The sequence below is a fragment of the Corynebacterium glutamicum ATCC 13032 genome, assembly GCF_000011325.1.
GTDB lineage: Bacteria > Actinomycetota > Actinomycetes > Mycobacteriales > Mycobacteriaceae > Corynebacterium > Corynebacterium glutamicum.
In genome coordinates this window covers 1,940,968-1,960,278 of the sequence record NC_003450.3, presented here as the reverse complement: position 1 = coordinate 1,960,278, position 19,311 = coordinate 1,940,968, and the positions used below count along the sequence as shown (strand labels likewise).

The window sequence follows — 19,311 nt, the reverse complement described above, 5'->3', positions numbered from 1 at the left end:
TAAACAAGATCTAGGGAGTATTGCGGAAGGAGGCGAGAGGAGGCAGTAGGCTTCCTGCGGCTGAAGTTGATAAGTTGAGCTCATGGGATTTAGCGCGTTGGAGATGTGGTCGACCGAGCTGGGCATAACTGTTTCGGTCGCCCCTGAGCCACAGAACAGTGATTATGAATCAGGATTAGCACAGGTTGAAGGTCATGAGTGGCATGTCCGGACTGGCCGGAACACGCCGTCGAAGCCGGGTGCCTTTGTTGCCTTTTGGCAGCGAGGCGTGGGAGGGCAGACCCAGCCGTTTAGTGACGACGGGATGAATGCTGGTCTTCTTGTCTTTGTGAGGAACGATGTTCGGCGCGGATTGTTTAGGTTTTCCGCTGGTCATCTTGCAGAATTGGGGATTACCGCAGCAGACGGACAGCCGGGTAAACGTGGATTTCGTGTTTACCCCTCCTGGTGCGAAGGGCTCAATTCGCAGGCCAGGGCCATGCAGCGAGCACAATCGAGTGCATTCGAGGAGTATTGAGATCACGTCGTGCTCACCCCAGTGTAGGGTGGCGACGATGTTGTGACCCCGGAAGTTTTCTGCAAGAACTGCTGACATCGTTAGTAAACCTAGGTCTGTTCTGCCGGTGGGCTATCTGAGGTTTATATAGCAGGAAACAACGCGCTGAGCGCAGCCCAGATTTCATTGGCGATCACGTCTCACTGCATGCACATGAGCGTTTAGTGCAGGAACTCCAAAAATTTTGGTCACACACTTTAGCGTTTTTGGGCACGGTATTGTTGTGAAAGCTCCTGCGGTATGAACAACGCGAGTTAGTACACGGAAAGCTCCTGAGAATAGTTCTTTCTTAGGGCTTAAGGCTTGAAGCTTGAGGGCTTTTAGAAAGCAGGTATGAGGAAAGCACTTCCCCACATGAACCAGAAGAAAGGCATGGACTGGGATGAACAAGACTGATGAAGCTTTCCTTCTTGAAGGCGATATTTTTGCTCCCTTGATTGCGGGTTTAAGTAGCGATAACAGCGCGATCCGCTCTGCCACAGTTCAACATGCGTTTAGATCCATGGATCGCGCTGCAGCAACGGGTACAACTTATGGAGCGAGTATCGTTCAGTCACTGTGTGACATTGTTGTTACGCATATGTTTGTCGAATCAGATTTTCCACGGAAATACGGTTGGTCTGAGATTACTGTAGGACGGCAAATATTTGAGCAACTGGGGCGGAGGTTAGGGCGCGCGTCTGATGAATCCCCCGAAAGGTTTGAGGCACAGGCGGTACCATCAACACATGTTTTCCATGCTCCTTTGGACAAAACCCCGTCGTTTGAAGTTGAGGTCAGTCTTCGGCTATATGCCTTAGAAACAGATTCGGTGAGTGTGTCGGAATGCTGTTTTTCGGGTGCTAATTTTAGTGAGTGTTCGTGGCATTATGCACGATTAACGAATTGCGATCTTTCCTACTGCAACTTTATTGGCGCTCAGTTGGGCGATACCGTAATTTCGGGCGATTTATCGCATAGTCGATTTCGTGAAGCGGTAATGAGTTGTGCGGAGATTTCTGCGGACATCACTAATGCATTCTTTGGGAATGTCGATTTGCAAGCAAGTCGGTGTGTGTTCAATAAAGCCACTGGCGCTAGTTTTTATGCGTGCAGTCTGAAAGGAGCAGATTTACACGGCTCAGATAATGCCATAGATCTGTCCGACGCAGTTGTAGATTATGAGACTGTGTTTCCTGATGGGTCCACACTCGAGCGAAAGCATTACGATGACTATCAGAATATTTCGACCAAGTGGGGCGAAGTGCTATTTGTTGCTAATCGCTATCAACCATAGTAAAGCCACTGGTCTTTCGCAGATTGGTTGAGTGCAAAACCCTTCTCGGGAAGTTTTCTTCCGGGAAGGGTTTTGCTGTGTCTAAGTGTGTGGGGTAATTGTAATATAATTGTTAGAATTTTCTCTAATTAATATTTTATTAACTTACGGAGAAAGTTTATGATAAATATGATGTCGTTGGGTAATCCAGCAGCAATGCTCGCTGCGTACAACACCAGCACGCAGGTGGCACCGCAGCCACAGCTGGGACCACGTGCTGGAGAAGTTCAACTCAGTAGCGAACAGCAAGCCATGATTGATTATGTACTTGCTGGCAAAGATGTCATTGTTGATGCCACCGTAGGCTCGGGCAAAACTACCGCTATTCAACGACTGTGTTCGATCATGGGTGCAGACCATGACGTGCTGTATTTGACGTATTCGAAGTTGTTGAAGGTCGATGCACAGCAGCGCGTTCGTGGCGCCAAGGTGCAGAACTATCACGGCATTGTCTATCCGCATCTACTCAAGGCCGGCATCAAGTGTGGTATTAGCGAGTCGATTCGGGAGTTTAACAAGAACTTCAAACACATTTCTCGCACGTTCCCCAGTTACGACCTGCTGGTTATTGATGAGTACCAGGACATCAATGAGGACTATGCAGAACTGCTGCGCAACATTAAGTCTGTGAATCCGCTTATGCAGATTGTCATGGTGGGTGATTTGGAACAAAAAGTCCGGTCTGACACCACGTTAGATCCACAAGAATTTGCAGCACAATTGTGTGAAGATCCAGTCTTCGCGCCGTTTACACAGTCGTTTCGAATTGGCGAGGCTATGGCAGCGGGTTTGGCTGATGCCTGGAATAAACCGATTGTGGGTGCCAATACCGCACAGCAGATTGAATATAGGTCTTTCGCTGAGGCAGTGGTGTTGATCCAAAGCACCGAGCCGAGCAAACTGTTGTGTTTGGGTAGCCGCAATGGGCAGATGTCAGATGCGCTTAATGTCGTGGAGAGGAAGTCGCCGGCAAAGTTCAATAAGAAAACTGTGTTCGCCTCTATTCGCGATGGTGATTCCCAGATTGCACACCCTAATGACGCTGCGGTGTTTACCACCTTTGATTCCAGTAAAGGTCTAGAGCGCGATACCTGCGTGGTCTTTGACTATGACGAAGAATTCTGGGACATGCGTCTTGGTTACCCCAATGTTGATCCAGTGGTCATGCGCAATGTGTTTTTGGTGGCAGCATCACGCGGTAAAAACAAGGTTGTTTTTGTACGTAGCGATTCTCTTCAAGCAGCGTATGAGGCTGGTGCGGACTGGGCTGCAGGGCTCGCTGTGGGTGTGGTGGACAACAATACTGAGGTTGCACCTGAGGTAGATGCCCATACGCCGGCAGAAGAAAGTAAGGGTGATGTGGGTGAGGTTCAGTCACAGATTGAGCGCATGATGGGTTTTATCCCTGTTTCAGTGTTTAAAGAACTACCTGAGTTGGCGCCGAGCGAATATGCGCGACCGATCTCTGTGACTGAAGCCTTTGATTTTAAGTACGCAGAGAATGTCGAAGCATGTTTTGACCTGCTTGATGTCAAGCGTCTCGACAACGGCAAGGGTGCAGCCATTGAGGTCAATCGCAGTGACGGGCTTATTGATCTCTCACCCACAGTGGGAAACTTTCAGGAAGCAGTGTTCTTCAAGGACTACAACGTTCATACAGCACTATCGGCGTACCCGAGTCAGTTCGCGAAAAATCTTAAACGTTTGGTGAAGAAAAACAATAGCGTATGGCGTAACTGCCTTATTGTCACAGCAGCGTCCACAGAGCAGATGCGGTATGTCGATCAGGTGCGCAGCTCTATCCCGGTTGCTGCGGAGAAGGCATTGGTCTCACGGCTGAGTACGAGGCTGAATGCTGATTCACGTAATCAGATTCCACTGATCCTTGACGGCGAGGCAGTACAGAGCAAAGTAGTGCGCACGCCAATGTCTTTTGCAGGTGTCGCAGATGCGGTGCACAAGGGTGTGCTTTATGAATTGAAATTCGTCTCTGAGTTGACACATCCGATGTTTTTGCAGCTCGCAATGTATTTGGTCATGTCTGGGATGAAGGACGGTATTTTGTGGAACACCCGGACAGATGAGGCGTGGCAGGTGCGTGTTCCTGACCCGAAGCGTTTTCTTAATGCTGTGGTGTTGTGTGTCTCCAAGCAGGATTACCGGGTCGGTAACTTTGATCTGCCGAGCACTGGTGGAGGTGCGCGCTAAATGGTGTTGATGTGTGGGGTAGTGGTGGTCGTTGCCACTGCCGTGATGGTGGCGCTGAGTAATTAGCGCTAAGAATTAAAGCAGCTTGTTTCGAGGGTGTTCGTACCCCGGAGCGAGCTGCTTTTTGCATGCCTAAATAAAGAGGGTGTTGCTGCATTTTCGCGCTTGTTTAACGGCTTGAGTGGTGCTGTGCTGGTTTGTGTTCGTGCACAATTGTTGAGGCGCTTAAACAAGCACAGAGGCATAAAAAAGCGTCGCAGGCTGCCTCTGAGCGCACAAGAATATACTGCTGTGCACGATGTAGGGGAGTGGTTGGTGTATGCCCTGGGGCCGTTATTGCACTCTTGACATTCTCATAACAGCGGTATGACTACAGTTTCAACGATTTCCAACATACCGGAAAAAGTGACGCTGTGCAGAAACTAAAAATTCCCATAAGTTTTTAATTATCAACACAGTAACTACTTGGCTATTGAAATAGAACGGAAGTACGCATAACAGTCACATATATGAATTTAATTATGAACGTAACGTTACAAACGTTACGTATCGTTACACCCCAAAAACATGCTCTGAGCTGCTGTAACGGTAGTTTTGTAGCGCTACGGTGTAACGATACGAAAAAGCTAAAGTTACACCCAAAAGTACCGTTTAACCAGCAACTATAAACTTAATGTTGTGGTTTGTAACGTTGTAACGATACTTTTGCAACTTTAATATAGACGGAAGAGTAAAAGTAAAAACTCATAAACGTGAAATAGGACACATAAGTACCTAAAGGCACATATGAGCGTGATGCTATGTCGTTTTACTACCTGCAGCCATATCAGCGAGCATGTGAACGCTACGGCTCTGCACAGTCGTGATGATAGGTAAAGGCCATAAAGGATTATTACGACCCCTCGCGTATACGTAAAACATGCAAAGTATCGTTACAACGTTACACTTTTGCATTCATGCAGGTCACAACGTGTTTTTTATGTAACTTTGATGTAACGCTTATATTATTTTAATAATTCACTTTAATATAATAAAAGGCTCTTTGACGTGCATCTTTGGTGCTGTAACGCTGTGTAGCGGAGTGTAACGATACGTAACTTTACGCTCGAATTAAATTCACGTTTGTTCAGTTTTTCAGTGTTTATCTCACTGTGTGGGAGTGAGGTTTCACCCTGTGGGCACTGGCAGAGGTGCTAGTTATGTGTAAATCCTATAAATAAGTCCGTTCTGCGACAGCAGAATCTTCGGTCGTGGTGACTCATGTGGTGAGTTGGCTGTGCGACCCGCATTGCTGGGTCGGTTGAATAACTCAAATAACTAATTCAATTAGTTTCTTGACCGTGTTAAAGTATTAAAAAAGTAAGAAAGGTTAATACTTTGACAATTGGAATTTTGACGGAGAAAGCTTCGGCTGCGAAAAACTTTGCGAAAGCCCTCGGTGGACCCTCTGGCACTTATAACGGCGAGAAGTACGTTATTGCTGCAGCCAGCGGGCACCTTTATGAATTTGTCGAGCCAGAAGAGATGGTGCCACCAAGCTATGCCGATAAGATCGGCGGCTACTGGGATCTGGCTAAGCTGCCGTGGGATGAGACGCAGTTTTTGTGGTCACGCGAGCAAAAGCACGGTGCAGCTAACACGATTGCACGCATTAAGAAAACCTTGAGCAGCTGCACCACCATTGTGATCGGATCAGATATTGATCCCACGGGCGAAGGTGATCTGTTGGCGTGGGAGATTATCGCTGAGCTGGGGTTAGACACCAAGAAGATTCAGCGTATGGAATTTGTTGATGAGGCGCCGGCCTCGATTCAGCAGGCGTTTATCAACCGCCGCGATGTGACCTCCATGCATGACGAGCCCAATTATCTTAAGGCGGAATTCCGATCACGCTTTGATTTGCTGTCGATGCAGTGGACTCGCGGTGCCACCAAAGTGCTAGAGACCACTGGTCGGCGTGCAGTGTTGCGCAATGGTCGCCTGAAATCTGCCATGGTTGCGATTGTGGGGCAGGGCTTAGATGCGTACAACGATTATAAAAAGATTCCTTTTTATCAAAACCGCTTCATTGATGATCACGGTGTAAGTTACGTCAACCCCGAGGAACCGCGTTATAAGACTTGCGACGAGGTACCACAGCTTTATAAGGCTAGTGCGGTCGAATGCTATGAGAAGAGCATGAAAAAGACCGCGCCACCACGTCTACTTGACCTGGCGAGCCTGTCGGCCCTGCTGTCTAAAGAGGGCTTTAGCGCAAAGAACGTGCTTAAGACTTATCAGCAGATGTACGAGGCGCAGGTCGTGTCTTATCCGCGTACCGAGGATAAGACGATTACCCCTGAGCAGTTTAAGGAACTAGCGCCGTTGGTCGATAAGATCGCCGGCCTGGTTGGTGTGAACCCGGCTGACCTTACGCACCGACAGCCACGGTCCACGCATGTTAAGCCCAAGGGTGCACACGGCGCCAACCGTCCGGGTTTGAATGTGCCGACCAGTATTGCAGCGGTGAAAACCACCTACGGTGTGCTCGGACAGCGCATTTATGAAGTGCTCGCTAAGAGCTATCTCACGATGCTGGCAGAGGATTACCTCTATGAGCACCAAAAAGGCCGCGTCGTGGATTACCCAGCGTTTCTCGGTACAGCAAATGTGCCAAAGTCCTTGGGTTGGAAAGGTATTTTCGACGTAGACGCTGAGGCTGATGATGATGCTGCCGGCAGTGATGCAGCACAGCAGGGGATTGGTACTCGTGCTGAGCCAGAAGTGTTTGAGGGTTTTCCGCAGCGACCACCGCATCCGTCAATGACGTGGTTGATGAAACAGCTCGATAAGCATGATGTCGGTACCGGTGCGACACGAACGAGCACCTATGCCGAGGTCACAGCCGGCAAGTCAGCATTGCTCAAAGAAACGCGTGGCAAAGTCACTATGACTGACGCAGGGCAACTGAATTATCTGCTGCTTCCTGGCACCCACATTGGCGACCTCAAACTTACCGAGCGCGTTTATGCCGATATGGCAGCGGTTGCTGCTGGTGAAAAGACTGCAGAGCAGGCACTGGAACCAGTTAAACAGTGGGTCGAAGAAGATATTGCGACCATGACCCGTAACGCAAAAAACATCCCCCAAGAACTAGGAAAGAAACTCATGACTACTACTTTTACCCCTTCTGTCAAGCACTCCGGCACCTGGAACGGTGAGCAGGTGAGCTTTAAGAAGGTCTACTGCGGGCATGAATTTAGCGATGCAGAATGCGAGGCGTTGCTGCGCGGTGAGGAGCTCACCATTACCGATGCCATGATTGGTGGACAGATCACGACAGTCACCGGCAAGCTGGCGCATCAAAGCTTTAACAAAGACGGCAAGACCATTAAGTTCTTTGGGTTTAAGGGGCAGGTTGATCGCATTGCCTCTGCAGACCCAGCTGTGTACGCGGTGGGTGTGTGGAAGGTTGAGGGTGAAAAGATTCGCTTCAAGCGCGTATGGGGTGGTCACAAGTTCACCGACAAGGAGATCGCCGATCTGCTTGAGGGCCGCGAGATTGCTTTTGATGCCATGTCGAAGGCCAAGAAGCCGTACACCGCTCGGGGATCGCTGCAGCGCGGCGAGTACAACGGTAATTCGTTCGTCGGCTTCCAGCTCGCACCACGCGATTAACGCACAAGTACGTGCACTAGAAGAAACAAACCATTTGTTGAAGAAAGAAGGTGTGAGATGGCAAAAGCAGAGTACAAAGTTCCACCGTCTCTAGCACGCAGTGTGCTGGATTATGAGACTCCGATTACTACCAAGTCGTTTAGCCTTGGTGTTATCCCTGTTAAAGTCTTGCTGTTTTGGTTTGTAGTGTTTATTTCCACTGCAGCTGTGATTATGACACCACCGGTCAAGCACTCACCGGTGTGGCTGAAAATCATTATCGTGCTGTGGGTGATTGGTTTTGCTGCGTATTTCGGACAGTGGACTAAGACCAAGGAAATGAAGTTTATGCAGCTGCCGGCTCTGTTCGGCTATCTGCAGAAACAACACCGTAGAATTTCTACACGACGTGATACCGCACCATACCCATTTATGCAGCTTGTCGGTATTAAAAGTGTTGATGAAGATGGCTATGTGCGTTATTTGGACGGCAGCGTCGGTTATTTCTACTCTGTCGTAGGCACGGCCTCAGCACTGTTGTTTTCTGGTGATCGCGGCCAAATCGTTGACCGCGTAGATTCTTTTTGGCAAAAGGTGGAAACAGATACGCAGTGGAATTTCATCACGACGAAAGAATCTCAAGCCGTATTTAGCCAGGTCGCCAACGTCGAGCGTAAAAATCAGAACTTAGTGTATCGACACCCTGAGCTCACCAAACTCATGGAGGAATCGCTTGATATTTTGCGTTATGACGTAGGTGGAAAATTCAGCTCAATTCACCAGTATTTGACGCTGCATTCACCCAATGACGCTGCACTGCATACTGCGCAAGAGATTTTGCTCTCTGAGGTAGAAAACTCAAGTGCGATGTATAAACAGTGCCGCCAGCTCAACGGTTTTGAGGTTAATGACCTGTTGCGCAGCATTTACGGACATAAGAAAAAGTAGCACCTGGAGTTTGATGCAGGCTGTTGGATGATCCAGCAGCCTGTTTTTTCATGTCTGTGGGTAAGCAACTGGGGTGCAGATAAGCTATTAAAATGACATTTAATAGCTACTTTCTTTGTGTTAAAGTTTCTTTAATATATTTCTCTTAAACTGAATTGGGGATAGATGAAACTTTTTAACAAGCTCAAGAACAAACGGGCACAAGAACCTGCTGCATCACTTACTACGGAGGCTGAAGAAACCACTACCACTGCTGTAGAAGCACCGCTCCCAGCACCTTCGTTAGGAGCTCGCATCATTGGTCGCACCTCCGAATCAGACCCGATCCCACCTGTACCTGCGCGCACCGCGCGCACACTGAGTGGATCATTTGGTTTTGGTGAATTTGATGATCGTGCCACCGATACCGATGCGCATGACGTGGAAGAAATTAGTGATGAGCTCGATGACGAGACGATGACTCGTCAGCAGAAAAAGGACGCTCAGGCAGCGCTGGGCACCATGGAAAATCACGGTCACCTCATGGTGATTAAGCCGAGGGAGCACTATGTTTTCCACTCGGATTATTTTGAGGTGGATGATGAAATCGGCACTATTTTGTCGTTTTTCCACAATGAGGATGCCAAGGATGAATTCGGTGCTTTCTGGGGCGTCAACCGCATTCCACGCAATCTGCCTGAGGGTGTCTCAGCTGTGCTTTTTGAGCAAGTGGAGCGGATGAAGCAGTCATGGATTGATGACAATCTGAAAAATACTGACCGACTAGCTAAGACAGAAGAATCAGACTTGGCTGATTCTTCCACTAAGTCCAACCGCCGCAAGACTGTTAAGCGTGGACTTGATCTTGATGAGGTGATCGCCGAGCTTGATGATGGTGCATCATATTTGACTGTGCACAACCGTCTGCTGCTGCGTGGACCAAACCTTGAGATCTTGGATTCGACTGTTGAGAAAATTCGACGCAGTTTTATCGAGCACTTATCGCGAATGGATATTGCTGCACACCACGGTGAGCAACGTCAAGAACTGTCACAGATTTTTGGCAAAAATAGCAAAAAGCGAGGTAAAGGATTCCACTTCACCTCGACTGAGTTTGCCGGTTCTTATTCTTTGGTCACCAATGGTCTTAACGATGTTGCTGGCGAATACGTCGGTGTCATGCGTGGCGATGTCAACAACTCCGCTGTGCTTTTTGATGTGGATCGCTGGTCGGGACATGTCGTATGCGCAGATAGCTCGATTAATACATCACCACTACTTAAGCGTCCCCGTGTCGTTGACATGTGGGGGTCGAAGATTTCTCAGGCAGCGCTACTGAATAACCGTCGCGTAGTGCACCTGGTGCTCAATGGTGCCAAGCTCGATGAAATGGGACCAAAGCTAGAATCCATGACCGCTCATGTGGATATGACTAGCGGAGATCTCAACATGTTCGAGCTGTTTGGTAAGCAAGAAGATGAGCTGTCGCTGTATTCCACACACATGGACAAAATCGTGTTTATGACCGAGCAGGCATTGGGCGATAAGACCTCTGAGCTGGCGCTATTGCGCGGAAAGCTCAAAGAAATTATTACAGCCTTTTATGTGGATATGAAAATGTGGGCTCTTAATGCCGGTGAAAACCGTGACAAGCTGCGTCTTGTTGGTGTGCCTCATGAGCAGATCCCGTTGCTCTCTGTCTTCGTGTCCTATTTGGATCAAGAATATGAGCGCCAGAAATATGAGGGAACCAAAGACCCTGAAATGTTTCGTGCCATTTCTGTGCTGCGACTGACCTATAAGGATTTGCTCGATACTCATGGCGATCTGTTTAATCAGCACACGGCAGATGGCATTGATTCTGTGAACTCTGCACGCCGCGTGATCTATGATTTTTCTGGAGTGCTGCGACGTGGCGCAGGTGTCGCGATGGCACAGCTGGTTAACGTGATTGGTTTTGCTGTGGAGACGCTTGGTCAAGGCGATGTGGTCATCATTCACGGTGCTGATGGCATTGTCGATGTTGATGTTCAGGATTATTTGGCTAATCAGTTCGCATATATGGCTGAGCGTGGTGGGCGAGTGGCGTATCTCTACAGCTCGATGGACGCGATGCTTGGCACTGTTGGCTTCAATCAATTCCAACGTGCTGCGTACACCATTTTGGGCCCGATGAACGTTGACTCGGTGGATACTTATCAATCTCTGATTAATAGTCAGATCCCGATGGACTTGGCACGGTTGGTGACAACGCAGAATTCTGGTGCGAGCTATTTGCGCCGAGGATCTACCAATGTGGTGTTTGAAACCAACCTTGCGTTGGGCGTTAATCCTTATATGGAGCAGCGTCGCAAGATTGAAGCACAGCGAGGTCAGCGACGATCCAAGCGAGACAAGCACTACGGTGGTGGCACGACGATGGTGGGCACAGCGGATCTTGATGTTGTCGCAATTCAGGCGAAGGCCGAGCACCGCGAAGAGCGCTTTGATGAGAAATCTGCGCGCAAGATGAAGGAGCTTGATGATGTAGAAGCGAAAGAACTAGCTTTGAAAACTGGGCCGAAGAATCTTGATGATGCGCTTGCACAGGTGGAGAAGAAGCGCCTGGCGAAGCGGTAGTTGTTGGCTGTGGTGAATAAATAAGCACCATCTCGATGTGTTGAGATGGTGCTTTGCACGTGTAGTGCTGGGGGTGTATGCACCCTTGAAATATCCAGAGTAAGGGCTGTGTCTGCGAACTAATTGGCGCATAAAACCGCTATCACCTCATGTTTCGGACGATTTTTGGCGCTGGTGGATGGAGTCGTTTAAATACCGTGAATGGGCATAAAAGTCAGTAGCCAAAAGTTACCTTTTTTATGTGATGTTTGCCCTGCCTATAACGGGGGTGGAAATACGCGCACAACAATTTTATTCACAGAACTTATGATTTTTTCGGGTTAGGGTCAGTTTGTTCACATCAACTAGTAACGAAAGGATCATGTGAATGAAACTGTTTTCCAAGGCTGCAGGCGTCATTGCTGCAGCACTTCTTGTTGCAGGTGGTATAGCACCTGTGGCACAGGGGCAAGCTAGTCAGGTGGTCACACCTGAAGACCAAGATGCGTATGTTCAACAGTTCCACCACGAAGGGAATACCCCACCTGTGGTAGACGGGGTGGGTGGCTACACTGAGCAAGAAATCGCCGAGATCCACGAGGCTATCCGACAAGCCCAAGAATCTGGCGCACCTAATGAAGAGCTCATTCCGGGTGAGATGTGGTCAGATAAGGTGGAGCTGCCAGTAACTATTGATAAAGCAGCCGCTGATGAGGCAGAGATAGCTATTGCACAGCAACAATCTCAGCCACAGACGCGAGGCCTTGCTGCGGCTGCGGCGTGTCAGACGTTTTGGCCGTCACCTCATCAGGTTTGTGGTGCTATTTTAGAGCGCTATATTCAGCAGGGTGCCCAGTTTGGGTGGATGTTGTTTCCGAGTGAAGGCCAAACGTTAAATCCTGATGGTCAGGGGTATCGTCAGCGGTTTATGAATGGGTTTGTTTATTGGCATCCGACAACTGGTGCGCATGCTGTTAATAATTACAGTGCGCAGGTGTGGGAGCGTAATGGGTGGGAGTCTGGGTGGATGGGTTATCCCACTGGTGGTGAAGTCCCTGTGAATGGTTCCAATCCGATTGATGGTGAGTTGAGTGGGTGGGTGCAAACTTTCCAAGGTGGGCGAGTGTATCGCAGTCCGGTATTGGACGGTTTCCAGGTGGCCAGTATTAATGGGCTGATCTTGGATAAATGGCTTGAATTGGGTGGTCCTGATAGTGACCTTGGTTTTCCCATTGCGGATGAGGCTGTGACAGCTGACGGTGTGGGCAGATTTTCTGTTTTCCAGAACGGAGTTGTCTACTGGCATCCGCAACACGGAGCTCACCCTATATTAGGGGATATATACAGCATCTGGAGAGAAGAAGGAGCTGAGAGTGGGGAATTCGGTTACCCTATCGGCGATCCAGAAAAGTATACAGAAAACATGGCTAATCAGGTATTCGAAAAAGGCGAACTTGCAGCTAACCTATACCCCAATCCTCTTGAGGCTTTTATTGAGTTTTTACCCTTTGCTAATCTTGAGGAAGCAATAGAGTATTTTGAGAACGGATTGTCAAATTCTCGTGTAGAGGCGAATTCACTTAACGCCAAGAAAGATTCGATTCAATGTCAATCGCAATCCGCTAACATTCATGTGAGAACGAAGAGTGACGGAGTCGGGATTAGGGTTCCAAAGATTGGGTTTAAGGCTAGGATGGATTGCGACCTTCCTGGAACTGTCTCAGATGTAGTGGGGTATGGATGGATTTACTACGACTATTGGGGACGATGGGCTCAAGCAGCATATGCACAACAATTCTTCGGTAATAGGAATTCTGTTGTGCAAACCAATTTAGAGGCGGGTTGCAGCGGGGAGAAGAATACATTATTTTGGGGTACTTCATATTTTCAGGTGACTTATGAAGGTCAGCCGTATTTCGGTCAGTCAGCAACTAATTACGCTTATCTTCCGTGTACGATAGACCGTAGTTAACATAAGGAATGGAATAGGAGAATTGCGGCATGTATTCCGACAAGCTGATTCTCTTGTTCCTTTCTGAGCAGGATTCAAGCTATGAATGCTGCGTAGGTTTATTAGATGGCTCAGATGGACGTGATTATATTGAAAAGCTTCTGAAGGGTAGGAAGCTGAAGAACCATTTTCTTGAATGGGAAGATATTAACAAGGCTGATGTTGCTCGTGAAGAAATATATAAAGGGCAATTGGTGCATCTGGTGTTTGTGACGGCTCTTTCCACGCCTGGTGAAATTTCTTTTGTTTTTCCAGGTCAATCTCTTATGAGTGCAACACTCGAAGAAGACTTTGCTGCGCTTGTGCTCGAAGAGGAGCGCACATCATTTAGACCTGAACTGTCTCACCTGTGGTCACTCCCCGTAGGGTGGGTAGCTCCGGGGCTTGAGGGTTTCGTGGAGCGTAATTCCGAGGCAGCTTGAACCACCGCTTTCTGAGCCGGAAACCTCACGCGATAATGGCATCGAAAGACAATTGATTCATGCTGAATTCAGAGATCTACAACCTGTTGCGATAGTCCATCTCACGATGTGCATAGTGTATGAGCTAATAAAGCTTAGACCTCTCTGCATCCCTGATAGCACTTTCGTAGTTATCAGATGCTATTTTGAGCTAGAAGTGGATCTTATCTACCAGGGTGAAAGCCAAACAACGCTGTACCTTTTTTTGCTGATGGGTGCAACGAAGACGGAGTTATGATGAAGGAACGACGAATCAAGACTTTGGCAGCCTTAGTAATCTGCGGCCTGACTGTTTCAGGATGCGGCAATTATTTGGGAGACATTAATGTCAAAGGGCGCGCTGGTTTTTCAGTATCTGAAGCAGGTGATCTCATTGTTCGTGTACAACCATGTGGGTTGCCTATTGATACAGTAGACATGGCCGGCCCAATGCCACAGGATCAACCACCCCAAGCAAACCCGGTGTATCTTCAATTGAGTGATCCCGACGGTCGTACTGATCCTTTCATAGTAGATCCTGAAAACTTAGACCCGAGCTGGGCAATTATAGCAGGTGACGGCCTGCCATTAGCTTTGCACATTGATATTTCCGTTGGCAGCATATTTCTGAGTAGCTGAGCTTCGTCAATAGATAGTCTGGTTCTGTAAAGGTAGAAGTATGAAGGGCCTGACCCATTGAGGGTGATGGACGGCACAGGAGTGATTGGCGGGGTCCCACAGGGATCGAAGGTGGTCCGAGATCGCTATGGCTCAATTGACAATGCGGAGTTGATGGGTGCAATTGTCGTTATTGATGAGAAAACCGGTGAGCTTACTTTCACAGCACGGGAAGATCGAACTGGTCAACTGTGGTTTGCTGCAGAATTAATTTATCCAGATGGCACATATGCGACGGCCTCTTATTCCATCGAGGTGACGGATCAGCCTGAACCTGTGGATGATATTCGCCCCGTAGGATCGTCTCTGAGTTCTTGATCTCTGCTTGAGACTTAAGCGTTATCCGGCTCTCGCAATGTGTAGGGCAGTTGGTACGCAGCAACCCCGTCCATGAGGGCAGGGAACGCCACACATCCTGTACCTATACTGTGAGGTGGCATAGAGTATCTCTAATTTAGAAAGTGGTGTAGAAGTATGTTGGTACGTTCACGCACGTTGGTTACCGCTGCACTGTCATGTTCACTGTTGTTCGGAGCAACGGTAAATGGCACGGGTGTTGCGATTGCATATGAAAATGTGTCTATGGCTGCTCAGTATGAACCACGGTATGAATCCTTAGAAACGCGTCTCGGTTCTAGTGGAGTCTTTCCCAAGTCGGTTGAACAGTCTGTTGAAAACCTTGCTGAATTACCAGAGGAGACTCGATTTTTACTTGAGGGTGATTCGTTTTCAATTATTATTGATGATGGTCTGCTCGCTTCTCGATTGGACCCAAATACAGGGGAGATTCGACATACTCTTGGGGCTTCGGGGATCAGCTACACCCCTGGTGAAATGAAACGATCTTATACAGATCGAGTGACTGTCAAGGTGGTCTACCCTGATGGGTCATTTGATAGAGTGACACCCCATTCAGTGGTTTATGTGGCTGACAGTATTTACTACGGCATTGAAAGCACGGGTTATCCTAAAGTCCGCAATGGTCAGACTGTCAAGATCCCATTGAGGGTGACGGATGGTGGTACAGGAGCGGTTGGTGGGGTCCCACAGGGATCGAAGGTGGTCCGAGATCGTTACGGCTCAATTGAGAATGCGGAGTTGATGGGTGCAATCATTCTCATAGATGAGAAGACTGGCGATCTCACCTTCACGGCGCCTGATGATCGAACCGGTCAACTGTGGTTTCGTACAGAAGTGACTTTCCCGGATGGTTCGGACTCAGAGGTTCAATATGTGATCGAGGTGACGGATCAGCCTGAACCTGTGGATGTCATTCGTCCTGCCGGATCGTCTCTGAGTTCTTGATTTATGCCTGAGACTTAAGCGGTACTCGGCTCTCGGATCACGTGGATCCGGTGTTTGCTTTTGTGGAATAGAGAGTCCATGCTGCGGTGACTGCATCTACAAGCATGATCTTCTCTGCACTAGCGACAGTGGTGTCTTTATAGCCGTTAAGGGCATCATGAGCAGCACGTTTAGTATCTTCGTAGAGCACTGCTTCGGGGAGAGTGACATCAAAGAATGCGGGTGCAGTAATCATGAGTTCATGTGCACGTGTAACCATGACGTCGGTGTAGATGTAGTGGTGAGTATCCATGATGCCGCGAAGATCAGCAATGCGGATAGTGGGATTGTCGCGTTCGTGTTGCTGGGCTTCTCGTATAGCTTCAAGTTTTTTTATTTTGTTGCGTGTGAAACCCCTATATAATGCAGCTGCGATGATAAGGGTGAGTATCACGACAGTAGCAACGGCAAGCACATTAATAATGATCGACCAGTCCATAGGTTCGGTCGAGGTGTTATTTTCTGGTGGGGTGTTAGTGGGTGGGGGAGTCGGTTCTGTCGTAGACACCATCGGTTCATTGTTATCGCTTTTGTTTAAAGCTATACCATAACTGATGAGGGAAACGACCGAGCTAATTATGAGCCAACACGCAGACGTCATGAACGAGCGCCATTGTTGGTAAATTAAATGTTCAATTAGGCGTGCTATGGCGTATACCATTCCGAAAAAGCTTATGATCACAATAAATGTTAGGCAGGTCATAATGAAGACTTCACCCATGGTCATGGTGTCACGGGGTGTTGTGTCCACAGCAGCAGCGAGATAATAAAGCATGATTGTTGGTCCTTTCTTTTTTGAGATATGAGCAACACCCCGGTTAAGAGTTTTCAACCGGGGTGTTTTTTGTGTTGAAGGTGTTGTAGAGGCTTGAGCCATTACAGTCACTGTGACTAAATCTTAGTGACTATTTACATGGGTGGAGTATCCGTATTTTCAGGATGTTGATGGTTTTGGAGGTGCCCATAGAGAGCCTTGTAAAGCTTATTGTTTTTGCGGACACGAGCATAGTATGTGAATTCGTGGTACCAGATGTAGACCATGATCAATGGTGCAGCGATAATCACCGGCAGCGTAAGTAGCGTAGTGGCGCTTACTAGATCCACATAAAAGTAGATGAACCACAATGTTGTGATTGTTAATAATCCGGTAGTGATTAGGCGTCTTTTCCGGAATGATGGTATTTCGTACGGAGGCTGTGGGGTAGGGGATTTTGCGCTCATGTCGTAGTCACTTTCTGGTTGGGGTACTGGTTTAAAGCTCGCACAGCGTGCAGCCGATGTCTGCGAGTGTGGGGAGTACAAAATTGACAGCGAGAAAACCCAACAACGCTGTCAGGATGAGTGCTGCGATGAGGTCGTCAGGACTGTTGCTGCGAAAGATGACTAATAAGACTGGCGCACTGCAGATGAGCATAATGACGCTGAGAATAAGTAGCGAAAGTATGTCTATAGCTGAGAAGTAAGTAATCACGACAGTGCATCCAGTGCGCTATCTGGTCGAAATGTAACTGTGCGCTGTACGCCAGTGAGCTGAGCATGAGCAAAAAGGCGATCCGACCCATTGGTCATTTGGGAATCGCCCTTCGTGCTAATTCAATTACGTGGAAAAGGGAAAACTCATCATAATAATCTGAGAGGTCACGACACAGAGTTTATGAGCTTTATGGGGAATGTATGCCGAGAACTTCAATATATGAATAAATATTTATCAACGGGTGAATCAAGTAAATAGCACTTCGCTTTGATTCTTTTATTTTTTTCTATTCTTAAAGTAGCTTATAACAATCCAGAAAAGTGGCCCCGCAAAAGGTAAGGCGCAGCTGATGAGACCCCATAGGGTTGCTAACGGTAAAGAATGAGAGTTTCGCCACTCTAAAATCGCGGTGAGCAGGGCGGTTGCGATGACTAAAACCACGAAAGCAAGAAGGAAAACTGAATACATTTCCGGAAGGGGGATATTGTTTGACGTATTGATTTCGTTAGCGACATTCACCTGTGGTTTACTCCCCTGCTTTTCGACAATGTAGTGGTCATACGTTTCGATCATTTGTAACATTCTTATTACAAGACTGGAAATAAAGGTGAGTCAATCATACAGTCAGATGTGGTCATCGGCAAAACAGAAAGGAATCCCGATGTTACGAAAAACAGTTACCGGTGGAATTGTTGCTCTTATTGCGACTGCCACTCTCATGAATTCTGTCTCTTCTGCTGAAGAGGTATCCGGAGATGTCTCAGCAGTAGATCTCGCATTTGCAGAATTCGAACGTACAACTGCAGAGGACGTGGCCAATGGAGTGCCAGAGGCTATAGCTAATGCAGAAAAAATTTCCAATTTCACTCCGAGCGAACTAGAGGGCTTCAAGAGTCTTTTAGCTAGTGATGCAGTGCTGAGGTCGGTCTCTGGAGAAGAAATTCTCCCAGATAATGTTGAAGTGGTTCAGACGGACAACGTAGGCGACGAAGATCCAAATGTCATTTCTCCAGCAGCCTGGCAGGGTTCTGATTATATTGAGGGGTGTTTAACGAATACTCTCTACGGAATTGAAGTCCTAAAGGTTTGTACTGGTGGAACCTACTACTCCAATGTAGGAATCGCTACTTCTGTCAGCAATCCTCGCAGTTACGTAAAGTATAACAGTGCTCCAGGATTGGCAGTGACGACAAGCAATCCACGTGGAGGTATAGAGGGTGGTCTTGCGGCCTTCTATGGTGATGTTAACCTTGTTGCTTTTCCAAATATTCCATGGGTGGGACCAATTAGTTCTTCTGCAGGAACTCACCGCGTTGTCGCTAGATCATTTCCGAATTCAGTGGTGCTTAACGTCTACTACTAATCGTTTTTTAGTTTGAAACACTGTTGTTAACCTTGTTTAGCCATTCTAGTTGGCTGGACAAGGTTAACGACTTAAACGGTCAAGGACGTGATTCTTGGCGCTCATTCCGAAATTTGGAGTTTTTTAGTAAACATGCATAGCTCGGGATTCAGTGTTAATCATATCAATTAATCAATCATTTAAGAATCACACCCTGTGCGGATTCGAGAATATGAAAAAGCTCGTCATAGTATTCTGATTCATCACTAATAAGAGCATCATTAGTGGCCGTAATAACAACGATGTCAGTGCCGGTATCTGGCGCGTTATTGATCATGTCGTGGATAGCACCGTGTCTGGTGGCTAAGCGGATGTAATCAAAGAATTTTTGAGCTGTGGTCACTACTCGCGGACGGTTGTCTGAGTTGGCGATAGCCGTATCTCTGAGATGTGCTGAGGTGTGAAGCACCAGGTCACCATAGACAACAGTGGCATCAAAAGAGTGATCTCGAAGAAGTTTTAGAGGTAAATTGCTTGTGTTGTTGGGGCCATTTGAGTTATCTGCGTCATCATCGACCTCATGGAATTCAACAGAGACACCTGTCTCAGCGTAATTGCGAGCAACGAGTGCGAAGTAAGTCATAATCAGTGTCCTTTTTTAAACATGTTGATGTAATGAAAAGTTGTTGCAACCATCTACTTTAGATGGTTACCTCATGGTAGTTAAGAGGAGAATAAGGCTTCTGACGATAAACCAATCAGTGTGGAAGAACCAGTGCCAG

14 protein-coding genes and 1 pseudogene are annotated in these 19,311 nt (G+C 47.7%); 12 read left to right on the top strand and 3 right to left on the bottom strand.

The genetic code is table 11. The features are described 5' to 3' along the window. Positions 1-82: 82 nt before the first annotated feature. The 11 genes and pseudogenes from CGL_RS09195 (at position 83) to CGL_RS09145 (ending at position 15,674) form a co-directional block, all read left to right on the top strand. Positions 83-517, top strand: a complete 435-nt coding sequence (locus CGL_RS09195) for a MepB family protein (protein ID WP_011014689.1) — start codon at positions 83-85, stop codon at positions 515-517. 421 nt (positions 518-938) lie between these two features. Then, positions 939-1,832 carry a pentapeptide repeat-containing protein gene (locus CGL_RS09190; RefSeq protein WP_011014688.1) on the top strand — a complete coding sequence of 298 codons (894 nt, stop codon included), beginning with the start codon at positions 939-941 and terminating at the stop codon, positions 1,830-1,832. Positions 1,833-1,991: 159 nt separating this feature from the next. Beyond that, positions 1,992-4,079 carry a DEAD/DEAH box helicase family protein gene (locus CGL_RS09185; protein ID WP_231838267.1) on the top strand — a complete coding sequence of 696 codons (2,088 nt, stop codon included), beginning with the start codon at positions 1,992-1,994 and terminating at the stop codon, positions 4,077-4,079. 1,377 nt (positions 4,080-5,456) lie between these two features. Continuing rightward, a complete protein-coding gene (locus CGL_RS09180) occupies positions 5,457-7,736 on the top strand; it encodes a DNA topoisomerase (RefSeq protein ID WP_011014686.1) in 2,280 nt (759 codons plus the stop codon). Between the two features lie 57 nt (positions 7,737-7,793). After that, positions 7,794-8,663 (top strand): hypothetical protein, encoded by an 870-nt coding sequence (locus tag CGL_RS09175; RefSeq protein ID WP_011014685.1) that lies wholly within the window; start codon positions 7,794-7,796, stop codon positions 8,661-8,663. A gap of 165 nt (positions 8,664-8,828) precedes the next feature. Further along, entirely contained in the window at positions 8,829-11,261 is a 2,433-nt protein-coding gene (locus CGL_RS09170) for a hypothetical protein (RefSeq protein ID WP_011014684.1), read from the top strand. A 367-nt stretch (positions 11,262-11,628) separates the two neighbouring features. Beyond that, positions 11,629-13,212: an LGFP repeat-containing protein gene (locus tag CGL_RS09165; RefSeq protein ID WP_011014683.1), complete on the top strand. Its 1,584-nt coding sequence runs from the start codon at positions 11,629-11,631 to the stop codon at positions 13,210-13,212. Between the two features lie 29 nt (positions 13,213-13,241). After that, positions 13,242-13,673 carry a hypothetical protein gene (locus CGL_RS09160; RefSeq protein WP_011014682.1) on the top strand — a complete coding sequence of 144 codons (432 nt, stop codon included), beginning with the start codon at positions 13,242-13,244 and terminating at the stop codon, positions 13,671-13,673. Between the two features lie 273 nt (positions 13,674-13,946). Beyond that, positions 13,947-14,330: a hypothetical protein gene (locus CGL_RS09155; protein WP_011014680.1), complete on the top strand. Its 384-nt coding sequence runs from the start codon at positions 13,947-13,949 to the stop codon at positions 14,328-14,330. A gap of 54 nt (positions 14,331-14,384) precedes the next feature. Beyond that, positions 14,385-14,687 (top strand): annotated as a pseudogene (locus CGL_RS09150) (YPDG domain-containing protein); the annotation flags it as partial. A gap of 156 nt (positions 14,688-14,843) precedes the next feature. Then, on the top strand, positions 14,844-15,674 hold the full coding sequence (locus CGL_RS09145; RefSeq protein ID WP_011014678.1) for a Cgl1822 family protein: 831 nt from the start codon (positions 14,844-14,846) through the stop codon (positions 15,672-15,674). A gap of 37 nt (positions 15,675-15,711) precedes the next feature. Here the strand turns inward: CGL_RS09145 and CGL_RS15680 are convergent, their stop codons facing one another. Together CGL_RS15680 and CGL_RS09130 are read right to left on the bottom strand one after the other, a co-directional pair. Further along, positions 15,712-16,590, bottom strand: a complete 879-nt coding sequence (locus CGL_RS15680; RefSeq protein WP_227747677.1) for a hypothetical protein — start codon at positions 16,588-16,590, stop codon at positions 15,712-15,714. Positions 16,591-17,463: 873 nt separating this feature from the next. Beyond that, positions 17,464-17,760, bottom strand: coding sequence for a hypothetical protein (locus tag CGL_RS09130; RefSeq protein WP_011014674.1), 297 nt, complete (start codon positions 17,758-17,760; stop codon positions 17,464-17,466). An 88-nt stretch (positions 17,761-17,848) separates the two neighbouring features. Between CGL_RS09130 and CGL_RS09125 the strand changes: the two genes are divergently transcribed. Continuing rightward, complete coding sequence (locus CGL_RS09125) at positions 17,849-18,550, top strand: hypothetical protein (RefSeq protein ID WP_011014673.1); 702 nt, start codon at positions 17,849-17,851, stop codon at positions 18,548-18,550. A gap of 175 nt (positions 18,551-18,725) precedes the next feature. On the opposite strand, the gene CGL_RS09120 is transcribed toward CGL_RS09125, so the two are convergent. Beyond that, positions 18,726-19,172 carry a hypothetical protein gene (locus tag CGL_RS09120; protein WP_011014672.1) on the bottom strand — a complete coding sequence of 149 codons (447 nt, stop codon included), beginning with the start codon at positions 19,170-19,172 and terminating at the stop codon, positions 18,726-18,728. Positions 19,173-19,311: the final 139 nt, after the last annotated feature.

What these genes read in the sequence shown, in the direction of transcription:
- CGL_RS09165 (WP_011014683.1), top strand. Translation starts at nt 11,629, where the DNA reads ATGAAACTGTTTTCCAAGGCTGCAGGCGTCATTGCTGCAGCACTTCTT.
- CGL_RS09155 (WP_011014680.1), top strand. Translation starts at nt 13,947, where the DNA reads ATGATGAAGGAACGACGAATCAAGACTTTGGCAGCCTTAGTAATCTGC.
- CGL_RS09170 (WP_011014684.1), top strand. Translation starts at nt 8,829, where the DNA reads ATGAAACTTTTTAACAAGCTCAAGAACAAACGGGCACAAGAACCTGCT.
- CGL_RS09195 (WP_011014689.1), top strand. Translation starts at nt 83, where the DNA reads ATGGGATTTAGCGCGTTGGAGATGTGGTCGACCGAGCTGGGCATAACT.
- CGL_RS09130 (WP_011014674.1), bottom strand. Translation starts at nt 17,760, where the DNA reads ATGATCGAAACGTATGACCACTACATTGTCGAAAAGCAGGGGAGTAAA.
- CGL_RS09125 (WP_011014673.1), top strand. Translation starts at nt 17,849, where the DNA reads ATGTTACGAAAAACAGTTACCGGTGGAATTGTTGCTCTTATTGCGACT.
- CGL_RS09145 (WP_011014678.1), top strand. Translation starts at nt 14,844, where the DNA reads ATGTTGGTACGTTCACGCACGTTGGTTACCGCTGCACTGTCATGTTCA.
- CGL_RS09160 (WP_011014682.1), top strand. Translation starts at nt 13,242, where the DNA reads ATGTATTCCGACAAGCTGATTCTCTTGTTCCTTTCTGAGCAGGATTCA.
- CGL_RS09175 (WP_011014685.1), top strand. Translation starts at nt 7,794, where the DNA reads ATGGCAAAAGCAGAGTACAAAGTTCCACCGTCTCTAGCACGCAGTGTG.
- CGL_RS09185 (WP_231838267.1), top strand. Translation starts at nt 1,992, where the DNA reads ATGATAAATATGATGTCGTTGGGTAATCCAGCAGCAATGCTCGCTGCG.
- CGL_RS09120 (WP_011014672.1), bottom strand. Translation starts at nt 19,172, where the DNA reads ATGACTTACTTCGCACTCGTTGCTCGCAATTACGCTGAGACAGGTGTC.
- CGL_RS09190 (WP_011014688.1), top strand. Translation starts at nt 939, where the DNA reads ATGAACAAGACTGATGAAGCTTTCCTTCTTGAAGGCGATATTTTTGCT.
- CGL_RS15680 (WP_227747677.1), bottom strand. Translation starts at nt 16,590, where the DNA reads ATGGCTCAAGCCTCTACAACACCTTCAACACAAAAAACACCCCGGTTG.